The sequence below is a fragment of the Serratia sp. JSRIV002 genome (genome assembly GCF_019968725.1).
Lineage (GTDB): Bacteria > Pseudomonadota > Gammaproteobacteria > Enterobacterales > Enterobacteriaceae > Chania > Chania fonticola_B.
Window position 1 is genome coordinate 692,290 of record NZ_CP074143.1, and the last position, 15,971, is coordinate 708,260.

At 51.9% G+C, this 15,971-nt stretch carries 17 protein-coding genes and 1 tRNA gene; 6 read left to right on the forward strand and 12 right to left on the reverse strand.

Annotated elements, in window-relative coordinates:
• Positions 1 to 79 precede the first annotated feature (79 nt).
• The 9 genes from KGP26_RS03105 to KGP26_RS03145 form a co-directional block, all read right to left on the reverse strand.
• A complete protein-coding gene (locus KGP26_RS03105) occupies positions 80 to 358 on the reverse strand; it encodes a BMC domain-containing protein (protein ID WP_021179127.1) in 279 nt (92 codons plus the stop codon).
• A 14-nt stretch (positions 359 to 372) separates the two neighbouring features.
• Positions 373 to 657, reverse strand: a complete 285-nt coding sequence (locus KGP26_RS03110; protein WP_021807825.1) for a BMC domain-containing protein — start codon at positions 655 to 657, stop codon at positions 373 to 375.
• A gap of 24 nt (positions 658 to 681) precedes the next feature.
• The gene (locus tag KGP26_RS03115; RefSeq protein ID WP_004249182.1) at positions 682 to 960 is read right to left on the reverse strand and encodes a BMC domain-containing protein; all 279 of its coding nucleotides are present in this window, start codon (positions 958 to 960) and stop codon (positions 682 to 684) included.
• A 577-nt stretch (positions 961 to 1,537) separates the two neighbouring features.
• Positions 1,538 to 2,059: a FidL-like protein gene (locus tag KGP26_RS03120; RefSeq protein WP_021807826.1), complete on the reverse strand. Its 522-nt coding sequence runs from the start codon at positions 2,057 to 2,059 to the stop codon at positions 1,538 to 1,540.
• A 3-nt stretch (positions 2,060 to 2,062) separates the two neighbouring features.
• Positions 2,063 to 2,857, reverse strand: a complete 795-nt coding sequence (locus KGP26_RS03125) for a winged helix-turn-helix domain-containing protein (protein ID WP_223665000.1) — start codon at positions 2,855 to 2,857, stop codon at positions 2,063 to 2,065.
• Between the two features lie 40 nt (positions 2,858 to 2,897).
• Positions 2,898 to 3,464: a TetR/AcrR family transcriptional regulator gene (locus KGP26_RS03130; protein WP_021179131.1), complete on the reverse strand. Its 567-nt coding sequence runs from the start codon at positions 3,462 to 3,464 to the stop codon at positions 2,898 to 2,900.
• Positions 3,465 to 3,750: 286 nt separating this feature from the next.
• Entirely contained in the window at positions 3,751 to 5,139 is a 1,389-nt protein-coding gene (locus KGP26_RS03135) for a GntP family permease (protein ID WP_223499601.1), read from the reverse strand.
• Positions 5,139 to 6,101, reverse strand: a complete 963-nt coding sequence (denD, locus tag KGP26_RS03140) for a D-erythronate dehydrogenase (RefSeq protein ID WP_223665001.1) — start codon at positions 6,099 to 6,101, stop codon at positions 5,139 to 5,141. The genes KGP26_RS03135 and denD overlap by 1 nt, the downstream gene beginning before the upstream one ends.
• A 27-nt stretch (positions 6,102 to 6,128) precedes the next feature.
• Positions 6,129 to 6,896 carry a DeoR/GlpR family DNA-binding transcription regulator gene (locus tag KGP26_RS03145; RefSeq protein WP_021807830.1) on the reverse strand — a complete coding sequence of 256 codons (768 nt, stop codon included), beginning with the start codon at positions 6,894 to 6,896 and terminating at the stop codon, positions 6,129 to 6,131.
• Positions 6,897 to 7,428: 532 nt separating this feature from the next.
• Here KGP26_RS03145 and KGP26_RS03150 point away from each other — a divergent pair.
• Positions 7,429 to 7,513 (forward strand) — tRNA-Leu (locus tag KGP26_RS03150).
• 248 nt (positions 7,514 to 7,761) lie between these two features.
• Here KGP26_RS03150 and KGP26_RS03155 read toward each other — a convergent pair.
• Both KGP26_RS03155 and KGP26_RS03160 read right to left on the reverse strand, forming a co-directional pair.
• A complete protein-coding gene (locus KGP26_RS03155; protein ID WP_059199595.1) occupies positions 7,762 to 9,033 on the reverse strand; it encodes a type II toxin-antitoxin system HipA family toxin in 1,272 nt (423 codons plus the stop codon).
• A 2-nt stretch (positions 9,034 to 9,035) separates the two neighbouring features.
• Positions 9,036 to 9,548 (reverse strand): helix-turn-helix domain-containing protein, encoded by a 513-nt coding sequence (locus tag KGP26_RS03160; protein ID WP_021807854.1) that lies wholly within the window; start codon positions 9,546 to 9,548, stop codon positions 9,036 to 9,038.
• A 373-nt stretch (positions 9,549 to 9,921) separates the two neighbouring features.
• Between KGP26_RS03160 and KGP26_RS03165 the strand changes: the two genes are divergently transcribed.
• Positions 9,922 to 10,557 (forward strand): carbonic anhydrase, encoded by a 636-nt coding sequence (locus KGP26_RS03165; protein ID WP_223665002.1) that lies wholly within the window; start codon positions 9,922 to 9,924, stop codon positions 10,555 to 10,557.
• 121 nt (positions 10,558 to 10,678) lie between these two features.
• Positions 10,679 to 11,395, forward strand: a complete 717-nt coding sequence (locus KGP26_RS03170; protein WP_021179139.1) for a LuxR family transcriptional regulator — start codon at positions 10,679 to 10,681, stop codon at positions 11,393 to 11,395.
• Here the strand turns inward: KGP26_RS03170 and KGP26_RS03175 are convergent, their stop codons facing one another.
• The gene (locus KGP26_RS03175; RefSeq protein ID WP_223665003.1) at positions 11,396 to 12,040 is read right to left on the reverse strand and encodes an acyl-homoserine-lactone synthase; all 645 of its coding nucleotides are present in this window, start codon (positions 12,038 to 12,040) and stop codon (positions 11,396 to 11,398) included.
• A gap of 352 nt (positions 12,041 to 12,392) precedes the next feature.
• Between KGP26_RS03175 and KGP26_RS03180 the strand changes: the two genes are divergently transcribed.
• Genes KGP26_RS03180 through KGP26_RS03190 form a run of 3 tightly spaced genes read left to right on the forward strand, consistent with a single transcriptional unit; the run spans position 12,393 to position 15,953 of the window.
• Positions 12,393 to 13,724 (forward strand): VWA domain-containing protein, encoded by a 1,332-nt coding sequence (locus KGP26_RS03180; protein WP_223665004.1) that lies wholly within the window; start codon positions 12,393 to 12,395, stop codon positions 13,722 to 13,724.
• A gap of 11 nt (positions 13,725 to 13,735) precedes the next feature.
• Positions 13,736 to 15,289: a sensor histidine kinase KdpD gene (locus KGP26_RS03185; protein WP_223665005.1), complete on the forward strand. Its 1,554-nt coding sequence runs from the start codon at positions 13,736 to 13,738 to the stop codon at positions 15,287 to 15,289.
• Positions 15,270 to 15,953, forward strand: coding sequence for a response regulator transcription factor (locus KGP26_RS03190; RefSeq protein WP_021807859.1), 684 nt, complete (start codon positions 15,270 to 15,272; stop codon positions 15,951 to 15,953). Before KGP26_RS03185 ends, KGP26_RS03190 begins: the two co-directional genes overlap by 20 nt.
• Positions 15,954 to 15,971: the final 18 nt, after the last annotated feature.

Sequence of the window (15,971 nt, forward strand, 5' to 3'; positions counted from 1 at the left end):
CCCCTGAATAGGAGTTTAATTTTTTACTTGCTGCAATCGGGTAGAGTACTTATCTGCCACCGCCGGTGATCAGGCTGAATTACGCCTTATGCTGTGAGGCAATTTTCTCAATATCATTATGTGGGCGTGCAATAACCCGGGATGAAATCACTTCGCCAATTCGGCTGGCAGCTTCAATACCGGATTCCACCGCTGCGTTAACGGCACCCACGTCGCCTTTCACCATCACGGTGACCAGGCCGGAGCCGACGTTTTCATAGCCAATCAGCTCAATATTGGCGGCCTTACACATGGCATCGGCGGCTTCGATGGCAGGCACCAACCCTTTGGTTTCGATCAATCCGAGTGCATCTTTCATCAGTGAATTCCTTGTTATTCGGTGATTTTGTACTGCGAGATGATTTTCTGGATATCGTTATGCGGGCGGGCAATGACCAGTGAGGTAACCACTTCACCCACGCGTTTGGCCGATTCGATACCGGAATCCACCGCCGCCTTGACCGCGCCCACGTCGCCTTTCACCATCGCGGTAACCAGGCCGGAACCGACGTTCTCATAGCCGATCAGCTCCACGTTGGCCGCTTTGCACATCGCATCGGCGGCTTCAATACAGGCCACCAGCCCTTTGGTTTCAATCAATCCTAATGCGTCACCCATGATCCGTTCTCCTTGATGCGCTGTTTACGCTTTGTGCTTAATCACGATTTTGTTGATGTCGTTGTGTGGGCGGGCGATAACCAGTGAAGTCACTACTTCACCCACGCGTTGTGCGGATTCCACGCCGGAATCGACGGCGGCTTTTACCGCACCGACGTCACCTTTCACCATGGCGGTGACCAGGCCGGAACCGACGTTTTCATAGCCGATCAGTTCGACGTTGGCCGCCTTGCACATGGCATCCGCCGCTTCAATACAGGCCACCAACCCTTTGGTTTCGATTAAGCCTAATGCATCACCCATTGTTGTTTCCTCCACAAAGCCGGTTTATGAGTTGTCATCTGCTGTGCCGTTCGGCCATGAGGGGATCAAGGTTTCCGACGGCTAAGGGCACTATACCCCTCCGGCGGTTATTCAAAATATAAATTCATTAATCGATATCTATTTAGTTTTTTGTTCTGATAATAAGCCTCTATTTATCCCCTGTTTATCTGTTTACTCTGATAATCAGCCCGAGAATAGTTCTGCTCCCTGGCAAGAAATGGCGGGTTTTGGCATTCACTTAAGGGCGGAAAATAATGTTAAATCTATGGTGTTCAAATGGGTTTTTTAGGTAGCGGAGGGGCTTGCAGACTGTGGAGTAGCGCAGGTTTTTGCCGTGGCTATTTGAGTAGCTTCACGTGCTACATATTGACCGCCGTTGTTACTGATATCACCGTACTGGCTCCCTCTCCTTTTTGGGGCGAGGATTGGCGGTGGGGGAAATAGCGATCGTCGAATAACCGACAGGCATTATGACTATCAGGGGCGGTTTTTTGGATAATGAGAGGCAGGCCAGAGGCTTATGACAAGGGGGAACAGCTTTGCTGGGGAACGGGCGTTACTCTAACTGGCTGCCGGGTTTTAACGCGCAGATAAACAATGGGGAGTTGATCGAACTGAGCAGCACGGTGTCGGCATTGATTTTCCCCATTGCCAATTGCAGGCCGTCGTGGCTGTCTGACATTTCCCGCATAAAGTAATCAAAGATCACATCGGGTGATTGATCGATAGAGGACTTGCTGGAAACCCAACGGTTGATCTGATAATAGCGGGCACCGGGGGAAACGCGCTTGCTGGTATAATCAAACTGTACGTAGCGTTGCAAATAAAGCCAGCCTGCCTCGGAGTCTGAATATCCTTCCACCACGATCGTGCCTTTACCTTTGGCATTAAAGTTAAAGTGAATATTGACGTTAACGGATTCAGTGACGGTGTCTTCAAAATGCATAATGGCTTTGGTTGAGCAGTTTAAAATATCATCGCGCCGGATAACATTCTGCTTAACGGTGATAAATAGTGAGACCAGTAGCAATATGATAGAGACGGCAAACAGCCTTCTCCCCCAGCCGATTGTTTTCATAATTTATTTCCATGAATAATAAAAATAGCTATCGCAGTAGCTGAATGTATTATCTTGATGTTTGGCACAGTGTGCGAGAAACGTCCGACCTAAACCGTTGGATTGCAGCTTATCACCATAAAAGAACAGAAAACGTTCGTCTTTATCATACTTGATGTTCTTTTTTTCTTTGACGGCAATAAAGTTTTTCAGGTAATTGTCGCGCATTCTTGGATTTATCATGGTGTCGGTGGATAACACCTCAATGGGGTCCTGCGCGACGGGGGTGAAGGTGAGAGGGGTCAGGCTGCCGTTGTTACTCCACGACCAGCCGATCAGCGCGATGGCTAGCAGGGATATCATCGCCCCGGCATAACCCCAGTAGCGATCGTTGCTGGTGATGACCGCCGCTACCGGCGTTGATTCTGGAGCCATCTCGGCAGAGGATTCATGTTCGCTGGCATGTATCACCGGATGCATCAAGGAGTCATCGATTACCTCGATCGTCAGCTCTGGGTTGATTTCCAGCCGGCCCCGGGCCACGGTGACGATCACGTTCTCAATGCCATAACGGCGGAAGGCTTTGCGCAGGATACTCAGGTACTGATTCAGGTTGCTGTTGGAGGACATCAGCCCGTTGTCGTCCCACACTCGCTGCATCACCGTATCGCGGCTGATCACGCCAGGATGCTGGATCATGAAGAACAGCAGGGCGTTGGCAGTGATGGTGAGCTGGCTATCTGACTTGCCGCCGTCGTCCAGCTTTAGCGAGCCTTCGGTGGCGTCATAAATAAGAAAGGCATTAATTTTGTATTTCATTATCGCCCCTGGGTGATTGGCTGCCCGCGAACCGCGGAGGTTAAAGCTCCTCGAAGGTCATTGCCGCCAGCCTCGTCACCAATGCAAGCCGCTCTTCCGGCGTCATAGTGACTCCTTCCGTGAGTTCAGAAAGCCATAGGCCGTCTGCACCATAGCGCACCAAGTTACCTACGTAGCTGCGATCCAGTTCATCGGCGTTGGCCAGATGTTGCAGCACCCAGTCCCGCCAGCATTTACGCAACACCATTTCATGCGGCATAGCCAGCGACAGCAGGGCCAATTGACGGCTGGTGTCGCTTTCACTGATACCTGCCAGGTACATCAGATAGGCCCGGGAGAAGCGCCCGCGTGGGTTATCGTCCTCGGCCATTAGCGCCATAATGCCGCGATCCATCACGGCCAGCAGGCGAATAAACAGCGCGTGGATTAGCTCCTGCCTGCCGGGAAAGTGGTGTAGCAGCCCGCCCTTGCTGACCCCAGCCTGTTTGGCGACGGCGTTTAACGACAGCGCGGCAATCCCATCTTTGGCTGCGATGATACTAGCGGCTTCCAGCAGCTGCTCTTGCAGCCGTTCCGGGTCTTTTTTGCGATGCACGTGGGTATTCATGCGGCGATCATACCGACCAGCCGGTATGTCATTTTTGATCGAGGTCAATCTGCTTCCCCTAAAGGTCAGACCAATCTTGAATAATGCTAAGTAGGTCAAACTATTTTATTTATCAATCAATTAGGAAAGATTTTACTAGCTTAATCGAGGCGTCAGGCTTAATGGCGGGATACCCAAAGGTATAAAGCGGCAACTGACGGCTGCTCCGAACAAGCTCCCTCTCCCCCATACAAGTGTTGATAGTGTCTTGGTTCTTACGGTGGGAGAGGGTTGGGGTGAGGGGCGTTTACAACAACCAATCCAGTATCAGGACACCGACCAGACTGATCGCCCAGGCTAGGGTGGTGGGTACTGACCAGACCATCATCTGCTGCTTCACGTCCTTAATCCCCATCATCCGGTTGACGACCCAGAACATGCTGTCGTTAAAGTAGCTGAAGAACAGCGCGCCCATGGTGGCGGCCTGCGCGGCAGCGAGCATATTGACGCCGGGCAACTGGCTAACAATAGGAGCTGAGATAGACGCTGCGGTGATCATGGCAACGGTGCCCGACCCCTGTATCAAGCGCACCAGCGTAGCGATAAAGAATGGGATCAATACCGGGGACAGCGGCAGATTGGCGACGTGCTGCGCCAGCAAGGTGCCGGTGCCACTTTCACGTAATACCGCCCCTAGCGCGCCACCGGCACCGGTCACCAGCAAGATAATCCCGGCGGCCTGCAAGCCTTCCTCCAGCCGCTCCAGCGTCTCGTGCTTGTCGACCTTGGGCATCAGGGTGTAAACCGCCAGCAGGACGCTGATGGCCAACGCAATCACCGGTGCGCCGAGGAAGGCAAAGGCTTGTCCCCACAGGCTTTCCCCCAGCCAGGACATTCCTTCAGCCTTGGCCAGCATAGTGTTCACCGCATTGATAAAGATCAGCACGATGGGGGCGATGATTGGCAGCAGCGATAGCGTTAAGCTCGGCAGCACCTTGGCTTCTTTCTCAGCCAGATAGCGCTGGTGGGCGGCCCGTAGGTCGTCCGGCTCATCTTCCTGGTCTTCTGGTGTAAAATCCGGGTAATAGGTGCCGAGCCAGCGCGCATAGATCACAATGCCGATCACGCAGGGAATGGCTAACACCAGCCCGGCCAGCATCATAGCGCCGATATCCACGCCGAAAATCCCCGCCACCCCTAATGGACCCGGTGTTGGTGGAACTGCGTGATGGGTAATGATCAGGCCACCCGCCAAGGCTACGCCGAGTGTCAGAAGATTGCGTTTACCCTTCTTGGCCAGTGCCTTGACCAACGGATAAAGGATGACGAAGGCCGAATCGACAAAAATCGGGATGCTGACGATATAGCCGGTGATCGCCAACGCCCACTCTTCGCGCTTTTTACCCAGCCACTTGATAAAGCTGAAGGCGATCTGCTCCGCCGCGCCGGAAACTTCCAGCACGCGGCCCATCATCACCCCCAGGCCAATAACAATCCCGATACTGCCGAGCGTGCTGCCAAACCCTTTGGAGATGGTATCTACCGTCTGCATGGCGCTCAACCCGCCGCTGATCCCGGCGATAGAGGCTGCTGCCAGCATGGCGATCAATGCGTGAACCCGCGTGCGTAATACCAGCCACACCAGTACGAACACGGCCACCGCCAAACCAATGATGGGAGTATAAAGTGCCATAATCAGCTCCCGGCCTGTGGCATCTCATCACGCATAAAGGCGCGGATGATCTGCTGGAAGTTTTCATCGGCACGGAACCCCAACGCCAATGCACGTTGTATATCGAAGTTGCCCGGCCAACTGGCGACAATGCGATTGATGGCTTCGTCCGGCACAAAGTTCACCTTGGCACTAGCCTGCTCACCGGCCACCTCTTCCAGTGCGGCTAGCATCTGCTCTACTGTGACGCTGATGCCGGGCAGGTTGACGATGCGTGAGGTGCCGAACTGCGCGGTAGGCAACGTGGCGGCATGGATAAAGTTGCGTACCACGGTGCCAGGGCTGGACAGCCATAGCGTCAACTCTGGGGAGACCGGGCATACCGAAGTCTCCCCGTGCAGTGGTTCACGGATGATGCCGCTGGCAAAGGAGGACGCTGCCTTATTCGGCTTGCCGGGGCGCACGCTGATGGTGGGCAGACGCAGCACCCGCGCATCGACAAATCCTTTGCGGACGTAATCATTGATCAACAGTTCACACAGAGCCTTTTGTGCACCGTAGGAGGATTGTGGCTGCACGGCGCACTCATCGGTGACGGTGGCCGGAAGCTGGCCGCCAAACACCGCCAGCGAGCTGGTGAAGATAAACTTCATTGCCGGGGCATTGCGGCGCGCGGCTTCCAACAGTTTGCGAGTGGCGTCAAAGTTCACCTGCATCCCGAGATCGAAATCGCTTTCCGCATGGCTGCTGACGATGGCGGCCAGGTGATAGAGCACGCTGCAATCGTTGTCGATCAGCCGATCGGCGGCATCGTGTTGAGTGAGATCGAGCGCCAGGCAGCGAACTCGCGGATCGGCTAGCGGGGCGTTAGGTTGTTGGATATCTGCCAGCACCAGTTCGTCAAAAGGTAGCGTATTGTCTTGCAGCAGCGCGGCTGCCAAGCGTTGCCCCAAAAAACCTGCTCCGCCAGTAATGATGACCTTCATGGTTATATTCCTTTGTAGGGGGTGTTATCAGAGGTTGATGCTGTGCAGCCGCACGCCACGCTCTTGGAGTTGTTGCTGCGTTTCTGGCGGCAGGGCAGCATCGCAGATGATGTCGTCGAGCGCCGCCAGCGAGCAGACGCGAAACATGCCGTACTTGCCGTATTTACTGCTGTCGGAGACCAGTACCTTGCGCCGGGCCACGTCCAGCAGCGCCTGTTTCACCAGCACTTTCTCCTCGTGTGGGGTAGATAGACCATGTTCCAGATCCCAGGAACTGGTGCTGATAAAGGCCACGTCGATATTCAAAGTGCGCAATAGCATGGCGGCGCAGCTGCCGACGCAGGAATAGTTGCGCTGATCGACCCGCCCACCGGTGTGAAACAGGTTGAGCTGGGGGCGATTCATCAGGTGCTGGATAATGGAAAAATCGTTGGTGACTACGGTCAGGTTGAAGCGTTCGGCGAGTTGGCGGGCGATCTCGAAGCTGGTTGTGCCCGCGTCCAGATAGACCACTTGGCCATCTTCGACCAACCCGGCGGCATATTTGCCGATTGCTCGCTTCTGCCGGTGATGCAGTTGGGCCTTCTCTTTGTAGGCCAGCTCCTGGCGTAGCGCGTCACTCAGGCGCACACCGCCACTGACGCTGATCACCTTGCCTTCTTCTTCCAGTTGATGGATGTCGCGCCTGACGGTCATATGTGAAACGCTCATCAACTCGGCCAGGGCCACGATGGTGACCAACTGATACTCATGTACATAGCGATAGATAAAATCGCGGCGTTCCGATGGGATCATGCTCAACTCCTGGTCGGTAGCGATGGTGCCGCTGGGTGGCTGTTATTTTTTGTTATGTTATTAATATTCAATCATTGGATTTAACAAATAAACGAGGGTTGTCACAGAAGGGTGGGTGGGGAGTTGTCGCGTTTATTGGTATAAAATTATTTATATTCAATATTTTGTGATTTTATTTCTCGAAAATGGGAGTCACAGAAGGTTGTGATGAAAAGTGTGAGGTGTAACAAAAAAGTGCAGGATGGTGGTGAGGGGATTGCCGGGCTCGGACAGCATGCTGACAAACTTCAACGGGTGCAAAACGTAGGAGCGCTGCATGCTGCGCCCGTTAATAGCTTGAGCCCTGCACCACTGTTCCAACACCTTCTAGCCGCGTTGACTGGGTAAGCCCAGGGTAATAAATAAGCAGAGTAAGCCGAAAAAATCGACGGGTGACGTTTTTTTCAACATTCAACTCGTTGAATGCTTGATAAGTGTTGCGCGAGGCAAGTGGGAAGGTATAATGCCCACGTTTTCCGCATACTACTTCAGTGCCGAAGTGGCGAAATCGGTAGACGCAGTTGATTCAAAATCAACCGTAGAGATACGTGCCGGTTCGAGTCCGGCCTTCGGCACCATTAGTCAGTACGCAAATCAAGTCGCCTTCGAGCGGCTTTTTTTGTGCCTGAAATTCAGTATTCGCAAGGCTTCTTGAGGTTTTTCAGACAACCTGATTCAATCAACATCAACTTGGGGTTTACGTACGAACGTCTGCAATTTGCTTTGCCACCGGATTGATTGAACGGAAATACTCAGTGATTTCATTGCTAACCAGTGCTCAGTACTCTAGTAGAACAGTAGGCTAGGTGTCGTATGTTTGCTAGGGTTATCCATTCGCAACTCTAAATGCTTCAGACATTCTTTCCTGCTCCCGAAGAGATAGTCCCAAACCATCAGCAATTGTCCTCCATTGAGCCACGATCCCCATAAAGTTTTCAATAATTTCATCGGCCTGCGTCAAGCTCAAACGGAAATATTCAGCGACTTCACGTGCCAGTTCGAGATCTAGTGCATTATCTGCTTCGGTGATATTAAGCTTTAGGCCGTCAGACCAGGGAACGGGGTTCATATCGTAGGCTTCAGAAAGCCGCCAGCCTTTACCAGGGACCAAAATGAAACCATGATTGCGTAGGTGATCATCGGTGTTAGAGACAAGAATATTGAAAACAATCCTTGACCAGAGTTCTTGCAGGTCGGTTTTTGTTTGTGCGCCATGTCTTATCAGGACGTCTGCAAGTTCAAGATAACTGACACCTGTAGAGGCATCATCACCATCTTGATGTCTGGTCATTGTCATGGCAGAAGCAAAATGAAGGCGCTGGCCGGATCCTGTACGGTCGAACCGACGGACCATAAAGCAGTGGTAATCGCTGGCATATTTATGCGCTTCAGCTGTTGCGACGTTCAGCCCACAACCCACGGCGAGAGCATTGGCCACCATCTCCCAGCCGCCAACATCGTAATCATCTTTGGTGCTGGGAAATTTTGCGATATAGAGATGGCCATGCTTGTCCACGACACTTGCTTTGGGCCTTGCGCCACCTAGAGAACCACCCGGAGCAATGAGCATCCGCAGCCATTCCTGACCCTGTAGGGATGTATTGTCTGGATCATCTTCTAGTGCGCGGCTTGCCCTTTCTAAAGCGTGAATTTCGGTAAAGGGAGGAGCCGCTTCGTCAGCTCGGTTATCAAGAAATTCACCTTCATCATTAAGCTTGTAGCGTAGGGCCCCTACTCGATAAAGATCATGTACACCCAAGAGATAATTTGATTCGTATAGCCTGGTTCCTTCAGTTTGGATGCCGGCACGAATATCCCGTTCAAGGCGACGCTTCATCAGTATTCGGCCCCAGCGATCGGGACTGGAGTCGCCAAATATGCCGAATTTATCCCGTGGGTGAGTGGGGTACTGGGCACCTTCGAATAAAAGAATTTCTGGATCAAGTTGCAAACGATTGAGGTCGGGATCGGCCAATGCTAGAGGGTCATACTGAAATTCAAATAACTCTCGCGTACGAGTTTGTCGGCTATGCAGGAAGCCAACTCGCTTTGGCCCGTGCATTCCATCCCAGTCTGCATATACCCCAATCATCGCCATCGTTAGCTCCCTTTGATTGACTTCTTCAATGGTTTTAGCAGAGCAACCAGATCGGCCGACGTTGTGCCTGTCGTTTTGCGGGCCGTATTGTTTGCTACGGAGCCAGCTTTTGTTGTTGCAGCTGCCTGTTTGTCTGATCTTTCGTACCTGTAGGCAACCTCAGGGCGCGGTTTTTTGTCTGCCGGGGCTTTACTTGGTTTTGCCTTGGAAGTGAAAACGATGTCGTTCTTTATCAGCCGGGAATCCTGAAGTTGGCGACCTAGTTGATCTTCGGCGGCCAACTGATTCAGATCGTTTTCAAGCCCTAACACCTGCATGACAGATAAATATGCACCTATAGTAACGCCTGCTCCCCCAGCCTCAAGCGAACGCAGTGTCATTGGCGACATACCTGCCCGTTCTGCCACCTGTTTGGCCGTTAGTTTGCGCCGAAGACGCGCAAGTTTCAGCCGCTCACCAAAATCAGTCAGCAATTGGTTAGTTGTAGGAAGTAATGGTGCTGTTTTTTTCGCCATAATGTCAATATTTTATCTTTTTAGTACAGGTTACGCCATAATATTAGCATAATTTCGACATGAAGCAGCAAGGGGATGACGTGTGATACTAATATTTTTACTAAAAATGGTTTAAAACGCCAGAATATTAGCACTTTTGAAACTGCTTCGAAGGAGGGAAGGGGATTTGTACGTATTCACTGCCCCGTATCTGTATCGTCCATTTATGCAACGTCTGTGTTACCTGGGCTCTTATGTTCCTTGCAGATAGTCAACTCGTACTAAAAGCACCCCGCTGAACCTCTGGGATGTCTAGCTTAAGGTTTGGCCCGCTTTCCAGCTTAGCCAGCAAGGATTATCATACTGTCGAGACTACAGATCTAGAGAGTGTGCTATGCAACATATTATTGAAGGTTTCCTCAGTTTCCAGAAAGAGATTTTCCCGCAGCGTAAGGAGCTCTTTCGCAGCCTTGCCTCCAGCCAGAATCCTAAAGCGCTTTTTATTTCGTGTTCTGACAGCCGCCTGGTACCCGAGCTGGTAACCCAGCAAGATCCGGGGCAGCTTTTCGTTATCCGTAACGCAGGCAACATCGTCCCTTCCTTTGGCCCGGAGCCGGGTGGGGTGTCGGCGACCATCGAATACGCGGTTGTGGCGCTAGGCGTTACTGATATCGTGATTTGCGGCCACTCGAACTGCGGCGCCATGAAGGCTATCGCTTCTTGCCAGTGCCTTGACCCGATGCCTGCTGTTGCTCACTGGCTACACTATGCGGACGCGGCCAAAGCGGTGGTAGAGAAGAAAACCTGGAATAGCGAAATCGACAAACTTAACGCTATGGTTGAAGAGAACGTGATAGCCCAGCTAAATAATATTAAGACTCACCCGTCCGTTGCCGTTGGGCTGCGCGACAACGCACTACGCCTGCACGGCTGGGTGTACGACATCGAAAGTGGCGAGATCCGCACGCTGGATAAAAATACCAAGAATTTCATTTCTCTGGCGGATAACCCCGAGGTGTACTTCGAATAACAGATGCTTGACTATGAGTGGGACCGCTCCTGGGCAGAAAACCAGGAGCCTTCTGCCTGGCGTCCTTATCTGCTATATTCGCCAGGTGGAAATTATTTAAGCAATCGGGGGTAGGTCGTTAATGGAAAACGAAGAACATATCAGTAACATTATAAAAACGCACCTCGAAGCGACATTAAACGATCTCGGGGAATTTATCTGGGCATATGTGGTGTTATCGAAAAAAGATATGTCCTGCATCTTTGGGGTAACCAACTATCCTGGTGAGTGGGTAGAGCATTATAAAGCCAACGGTTTACAGTATACCGATCCGGTGGTGATCACTGCGCTCAACCGGCTAACGCCTTTTTCCTGGGATGAAAATTTGATGACGGGGGGAGGGTTTCATTTTTCCGAACTCTTCGAGCGGGCCAGGAAATTTGGGCTGAATAACGGCTATACGTTTGTATTGCATGATTATAATAATAACCTGGTCACGTTATCTTTTATTCTTGCCCCTGAAACCAGAGCGGAATTAACCCAAACGCTGATCAAGAATAAAGGTGACATCTCTGTTTTACTGGCGTCAGTGCATGAGATATATCTAACCCTGAATTCGCTGTCAGAAAAAAACGCCTCTCGCTCGGAAAAAAGCGCCCAATTTACCGAACGGGAAAACGAAATCCTCTACTGGGCCAGCGTGGGCAAAACCTATCAGGAAACGGGGATGATCCTGGGGATCACTACGCGTACGGTCAAGTTTCATATGTCCAACATCGTCAAAAAGCTTGGAGTCGCAAATGCCCGGCATGCAATACGTCTAGGTGTGGAACTTCAACTGATTAAACCGGTTAGTTGATTACAAAGAAGGCTCAGCCGCCAGCGGCCAGTCGTTCAGCCTGGTTTCGTCCGCTGTGCTGTACTTGCTGAATATCTTGGCTTTTAGCTTCCTCTGGCTCTCAGAGTCGACATGGCCGAGCAACAGATAGACCGGCTCATCTTTCTCGGAAACACCGGTTTCCAACACGGTGACATTCCAGCCGGAGGTTCTGATGATGTGCATCATCGGATGGCTGGCGACGGCAAGAATGCCATCATAGTGATGTTGCCGCGCGTAGTTAATCAGTGAGAGAAACAAAGCCATAGTGACAGGAAACTTACGGCCTAACAGCGAGTGGGTTCTTTCTTTATCCACGAAGAAACGCGTGGATTCAATGTAGTTGCCTTCTGGAATGTTGATATTGTTAAAGAATGAGGAGAATGTACTGTTCAACATATTTTGGTATTTCATGTCTATCATCCTGGTTCCGCATATAATCATGCCGTTCTCCACGCCGAAAATATAATTGGTCTTGTCATTATCAAACTGATCGACCTCCTTGCCGTCAGAACAGTCGACTGCCCATTGCAGTCTGTCTTTAAAAGTATTTTTTCTTAACATAAAGAGATCTTCAGATTTCTCATTGCTCATTGAAGCATAGTTAACGCTGTAAATATTAAACATAATGTCACCTGTGAATGAATATATAGAGATAAGTTCATCCGGTAACATCAGTGAAGTTTCATTAAGAGCATGCCGGTACAAAGGAATGATAATGCTTTTTAATAGATTTACGCTAACCTTATTATAGGAATAAACGGGTTTTTAGCCGGTGTTGGGTGGGGCGTTTTAGGCGACACTCTGGGCTTAAAAGTGATATGTTTCTTACCACGTGCGAACCCGAGGGAGCGGCAAGCATCGCGAACGCAGCAACGGTAACTTTTACCCATTTTTTACAACTTTATACAGATAACAGACAACTCGCTGGCCGAGACGGGCAAGAATGGATTCGATTCTTTTGACAAGGAGCTTCACCATGGATCTGAAATGTATTTTTGCGTTATTCACCCTGTCGGTGTTGCCATGGAGTGCCAGTGCCGCTCCGGCTGCCCCCAAGGTCGTCGTAAAGTCTGAAGTTGCCTCGCCAGTGGTGTTGGAAAATACCCAAGATAAAAACTACCTGAAAATCTCGTTGGTGGGCTATCCGCTGCCGCAGGAAAAACGCAGCCCGATTAATCTGGCGTTGGTCATCGACCGCTCCACCTCAATGAGTGGCGATCGTATCGAAAACGCCAGAAAGGCGGCGATCGCCGCTGTTAACATGCTCAACGGTAATGACACGCTTTCGGTCGTTGCCTATGACTCCGGGGTTGAGGTGGTGATCCCGGCGACCAAGGTCAAAGATACCAAAGAACTGATTAATAAAATTAACAAAAGTATTGAACCGCGTGGGATGACGGCGCTGTTTGCCGGGGTGAGCAAGGGTATCGATCAGGTGAGCAAGCATCTGGATAAAGAGCAGGTTAACCGAATTGTTCTGCTTTCCGACGGGCAGGCTAACGTTGGGCCAACCTCCAACAGTGAGCTGGCCGAGCTGGCCAAACTGGCGGCCAAGAAAGGCATTGCTATTACCACTATCGGCATTGGTGATGGTTATAACGAAGATCTGATGACCACCATTGCTGGCTATAGCGATGGCAACCATGCCTTTGTTGAGCAATCCAGCGATCTGGAAAAGACCTTCGCCCACGAGTTTAACGATGCGATGTCCGTGGTGGCGCAGGACGTGGTGGTAGTGATCAAAACTGCCGACAACGTCACACCGGTTCGTCTGTTGGGGCGAGATGGCAGCATCAGTGGCAATACGGTCACCGTAAAACTGAACCAGCTGTATTCCAATCAGGAAAAATATGTTCTGCTGGAGGTGATCCCGGCCAAGGGCAGCAACGCCCAGAGCAAACCGCTGGCCGATGTGAATGTGCGTTACGCCAACCTGAGCACCAAACAGGTGGATACCTTCAATGAGAAGGTGGCGGTGCGTTATAGCCAATCCGCTAAGGACGTGAGTGCCGCTCAGGTTGATGAGGTGCTGGTGGACTCGGCCATTCAGAAGGCGGCAATTGAAAATGAGCGCGCGGTAGAGCTGATGGATGCAGGCAAAATGGAAGAAGCCAAACAGGTATTTAGCGCTAACGTGGCAGCCTTGGAAAGTTTGCCTGTCAGCGCCGCGCCAGCCAGACAAAAAGCCGAAGCCAGCGCGCAGAAGAACAAAGACCTGATGGGTAAAATGGAGAGCGACAGCAAGGAATCGACCCGTAAGGCCGTGAAAGAACAGAACTACAACATCAAAACCCAGAAGAACCAGTAGCAGGGAGCCTAATGAGCCAGCGTACTTCCAGAAGTTTGACGGTTTTCATCATCATCACCGTGGCGGTCTTCAGCCTGATCGCCTATCTGGGAGTGCGCACCCTTGAGCACGAAGTGTTGCTACGCCATTACCAATCCCAGACCATGGCACAAACGCGCGTTACGCAAGCCAGCGACAGCGTTATGGATATTCTGCGGCAGAAAGCGACGCGGCTGGACGCGATCACCGACTACATTCAGCCCAACGAACAGGCGCTCAAGGAGCTGGTCGAGAAGGATCACGACATTGATGGCGTGTTTGTCCTGCAGAAAAATCGGTTGTTGTACCCCAACGAAAACGGCCCGCTGAGCCAAAAAGAACTCGCCTGGGTTCAGGCCATTACACCGCTGGTGAACGATCCTTCCTTGCTGTATGGCCACAACGTAAAAAGCGAAATGGCTATCCCACAATCCGGCTGGTATATCACCGGCGAGGTGCAGGAGCCGCTGTTGATCTACTGGCGCACTATCGGCGGCGAGACCATCGGATTTCGGGTTCCTTATATCAAACTGCTATCGGACGTGATCAATGCGGTTAACTTCGATTTTGGCAAAGACACGCTGGTGCTGGTAGAGAACGGACGCCTGCTGTACCAAAGCAATCCTTACGTCGAACTGGGAAACCTGCAGCCGTTGGCCGAACAGAGCCTGCCTTATCCGCTTACCGGCTGGCAGGTGAGCTATTACGGCAAAGCGGCCAGTACTACGGCGGTCTACCTGTGGGGCGGGGCGTTTATCCTGCTAATGCTGGCCATCATGGGCTTGATCATTTTCCGCCTCTACCGGGAATACACCCAGACGGCACGGCTGGCGCGCCAGCAGGTGGGTTTTGTCAGTCAGGTGTCCCACGAGCTGAAAACGCCGCTGACTAATATCACGCTGTATGCAGAGTTGCTGAAAGAAGAGCTGGATGAACAGCACAATGAAGGACTGCGTTACCTGGACGTGATAATCGGTGAGAGCCAGCGCCTATCGCGCCTGATCCAGAACATTCTGAGTTTTACCCGCGAGCCGAAGCTGCACATTCAGCCCATTGACCTCAACCCGCTGCTGGCGAAGATTACTCAGACTTTCACTCCGTCATATCAGGCCAAGGGGATGACGATTTCCCTCTCATTATGCGAAAGCGTGGTGGTGCAGAGTGATATCGATCGCCTGACGCAGATTATCAATAACCTGCTGAGCAATGCGGAAAAGTATGCCACGGCCGGGAAACAGGTCGATGTGCAGGTGGAGTGCAGTGCGGACAATGTGGATATCCACGTGCGGGATTATGGTGACGGTATCGCCGAGAAAGAGCTCAGGATGATTTTCCTGCCCTTTTACCGGGTGAAGTCAGGTATTACCGAGGGCGTATCAGGCACCGGCATTGGCCTGACGATTGCCCAGCAGTTGGCGCATAGCCTGGGCGGGGAGATCCTGGTTGCTCCGCAGTCGCCTGGGGTGCGCTTCACCTTGCGGCTGGCGCGTAAAATAACGGCAAGTGTAATCACCACAGGGAGTCACAATGAAAATACTGGTCGTTGAAGACGATACGAACATTCGCCAGGGATTGGTCGAAGCGCTTTCCCGCGAGGGCTACACCCTGATCGCCGCAGAGAATGGCAAAGTGGCGCTGGAGATGTATCAGCAGGAAAAACCGGATTTTATCATCCTCGATATCATGATGCCGGAGCTGGATGGATACGCGGTATGCCGAGAGATCCGCAAACAGGATGAGCAGATCCCGATTATCTTTCTATCTGCCAAGGATGAAGAGATCGACCGGGTGGTCGGGTTGGAGCTGGGAGCAGATGATTACATCAGCAAGCCGTTTGGCATTCACGAGATCCGCGCCAGGATCAAGACCATCGCCCGGCGTTGCCTGCGTAGCAAGACCGCGCAGCCAGATGCCAGCTTTTGCTTTGGTGATTTAACCGTGTACCCCAATGAGCTGTGCGCTCTGCGCCAGACGGCGAGGTTGGAGCTTTCACTGCGCGAGGTGAAAATCCTGGAGTGCCTCTATCAGCACAAGAATAAGGTTGTCACGCGCGAGATGCTGTTCGATGCTGCCTGGGGCTATGATTTCCTGCCTAACAGCCGCACGCTGGATCAGCATATCTCCAAGCTGCGCAAGACCATTGAGCTCGATGCGAATAGTCCGTTGCTGATCCGCACCGTGCATGGGATGGGGTATCGGTATTTGGGGTGAGGATGGGGCACAGGGAGC

Bases quoted from the DNA above. Each gene is read 5' to 3' on its own strand.
- KGP26_RS03115 (WP_004249182.1), bottom strand. From the start codon at position 960: ATGGGTGATGCATTAGGCTTAATCGAAACCAAAGGGTTGGTGGCCTGT.
- KGP26_RS03110 (WP_021807825.1), bottom strand. From the start codon at position 657: ATGGGTGACGCATTAGGATTGATTGAAACCAAAGGGCTGGTGGCCTGT.
- KGP26_RS03175 (WP_223665003.1), bottom strand. From the start codon at position 12,040: ATGTTTAATATTTACAGCGTTAACTATGCTTCAATGAGCAATGAGAAA.
- KGP26_RS03160 (WP_021807854.1), bottom strand. From the start codon at position 9,548: ATGGCGAAAAAAACAGCACCATTACTTCCTACAACTAACCAATTGCTG.
- KGP26_RS03130 (WP_021179131.1), bottom strand. From the start codon at position 3,464: ATGAATACCCACGTGCATCGCAAAAAAGACCCGGAACGGCTGCAAGAG.
- KGP26_RS03105 (WP_021179127.1), bottom strand. From the start codon at position 358: ATGAAAGATGCACTCGGATTGATCGAAACCAAAGGGTTGGTGCCTGCC.
- KGP26_RS03165 (WP_223665002.1), top strand. From the start codon at position 9,922: ATGCAACATATTATTGAAGGTTTCCTCAGTTTCCAGAAAGAGATTTTC.
- KGP26_RS03190 (WP_021807859.1), top strand. From the start codon at position 15,270: ATGAAAATACTGGTCGTTGAAGACGATACGAACATTCGCCAGGGATTG.
- denD (WP_223665001.1), bottom strand. From the start codon at position 6,101: ATGAAGGTCATCATTACTGGCGGAGCAGGTTTTTTGGGGCAACGCTTG.
- KGP26_RS03125 (WP_223665000.1), bottom strand. From the start codon at position 2,857: ATGAAATACAAAATTAATGCCTTTCTTATTTATGACGCCACCGAAGGC.
- KGP26_RS03155 (WP_059199595.1), bottom strand. From the start codon at position 9,033: ATGGCGATGATTGGGGTATATGCAGACTGGGATGGAATGCACGGGCCA.
- KGP26_RS03185 (WP_223665005.1), top strand. From the start codon at position 13,736: ATGAGCCAGCGTACTTCCAGAAGTTTGACGGTTTTCATCATCATCACC.
- KGP26_RS03120 (WP_021807826.1), bottom strand. From the start codon at position 2,059: ATGAAAACAATCGGCTGGGGGAGAAGGCTGTTTGCCGTCTCTATCATA.
- KGP26_RS03170 (WP_021179139.1), top strand. From the start codon at position 10,679: ATGGAAAACGAAGAACATATCAGTAACATTATAAAAACGCACCTCGAA.
- KGP26_RS03145 (WP_021807830.1), bottom strand. From the start codon at position 6,896: ATGATCCCATCGGAACGCCGCGATTTTATCTATCGCTATGTACATGAG.
- KGP26_RS03180 (WP_223665004.1), top strand. From the start codon at position 12,393: ATGGATCTGAAATGTATTTTTGCGTTATTCACCCTGTCGGTGTTGCCA.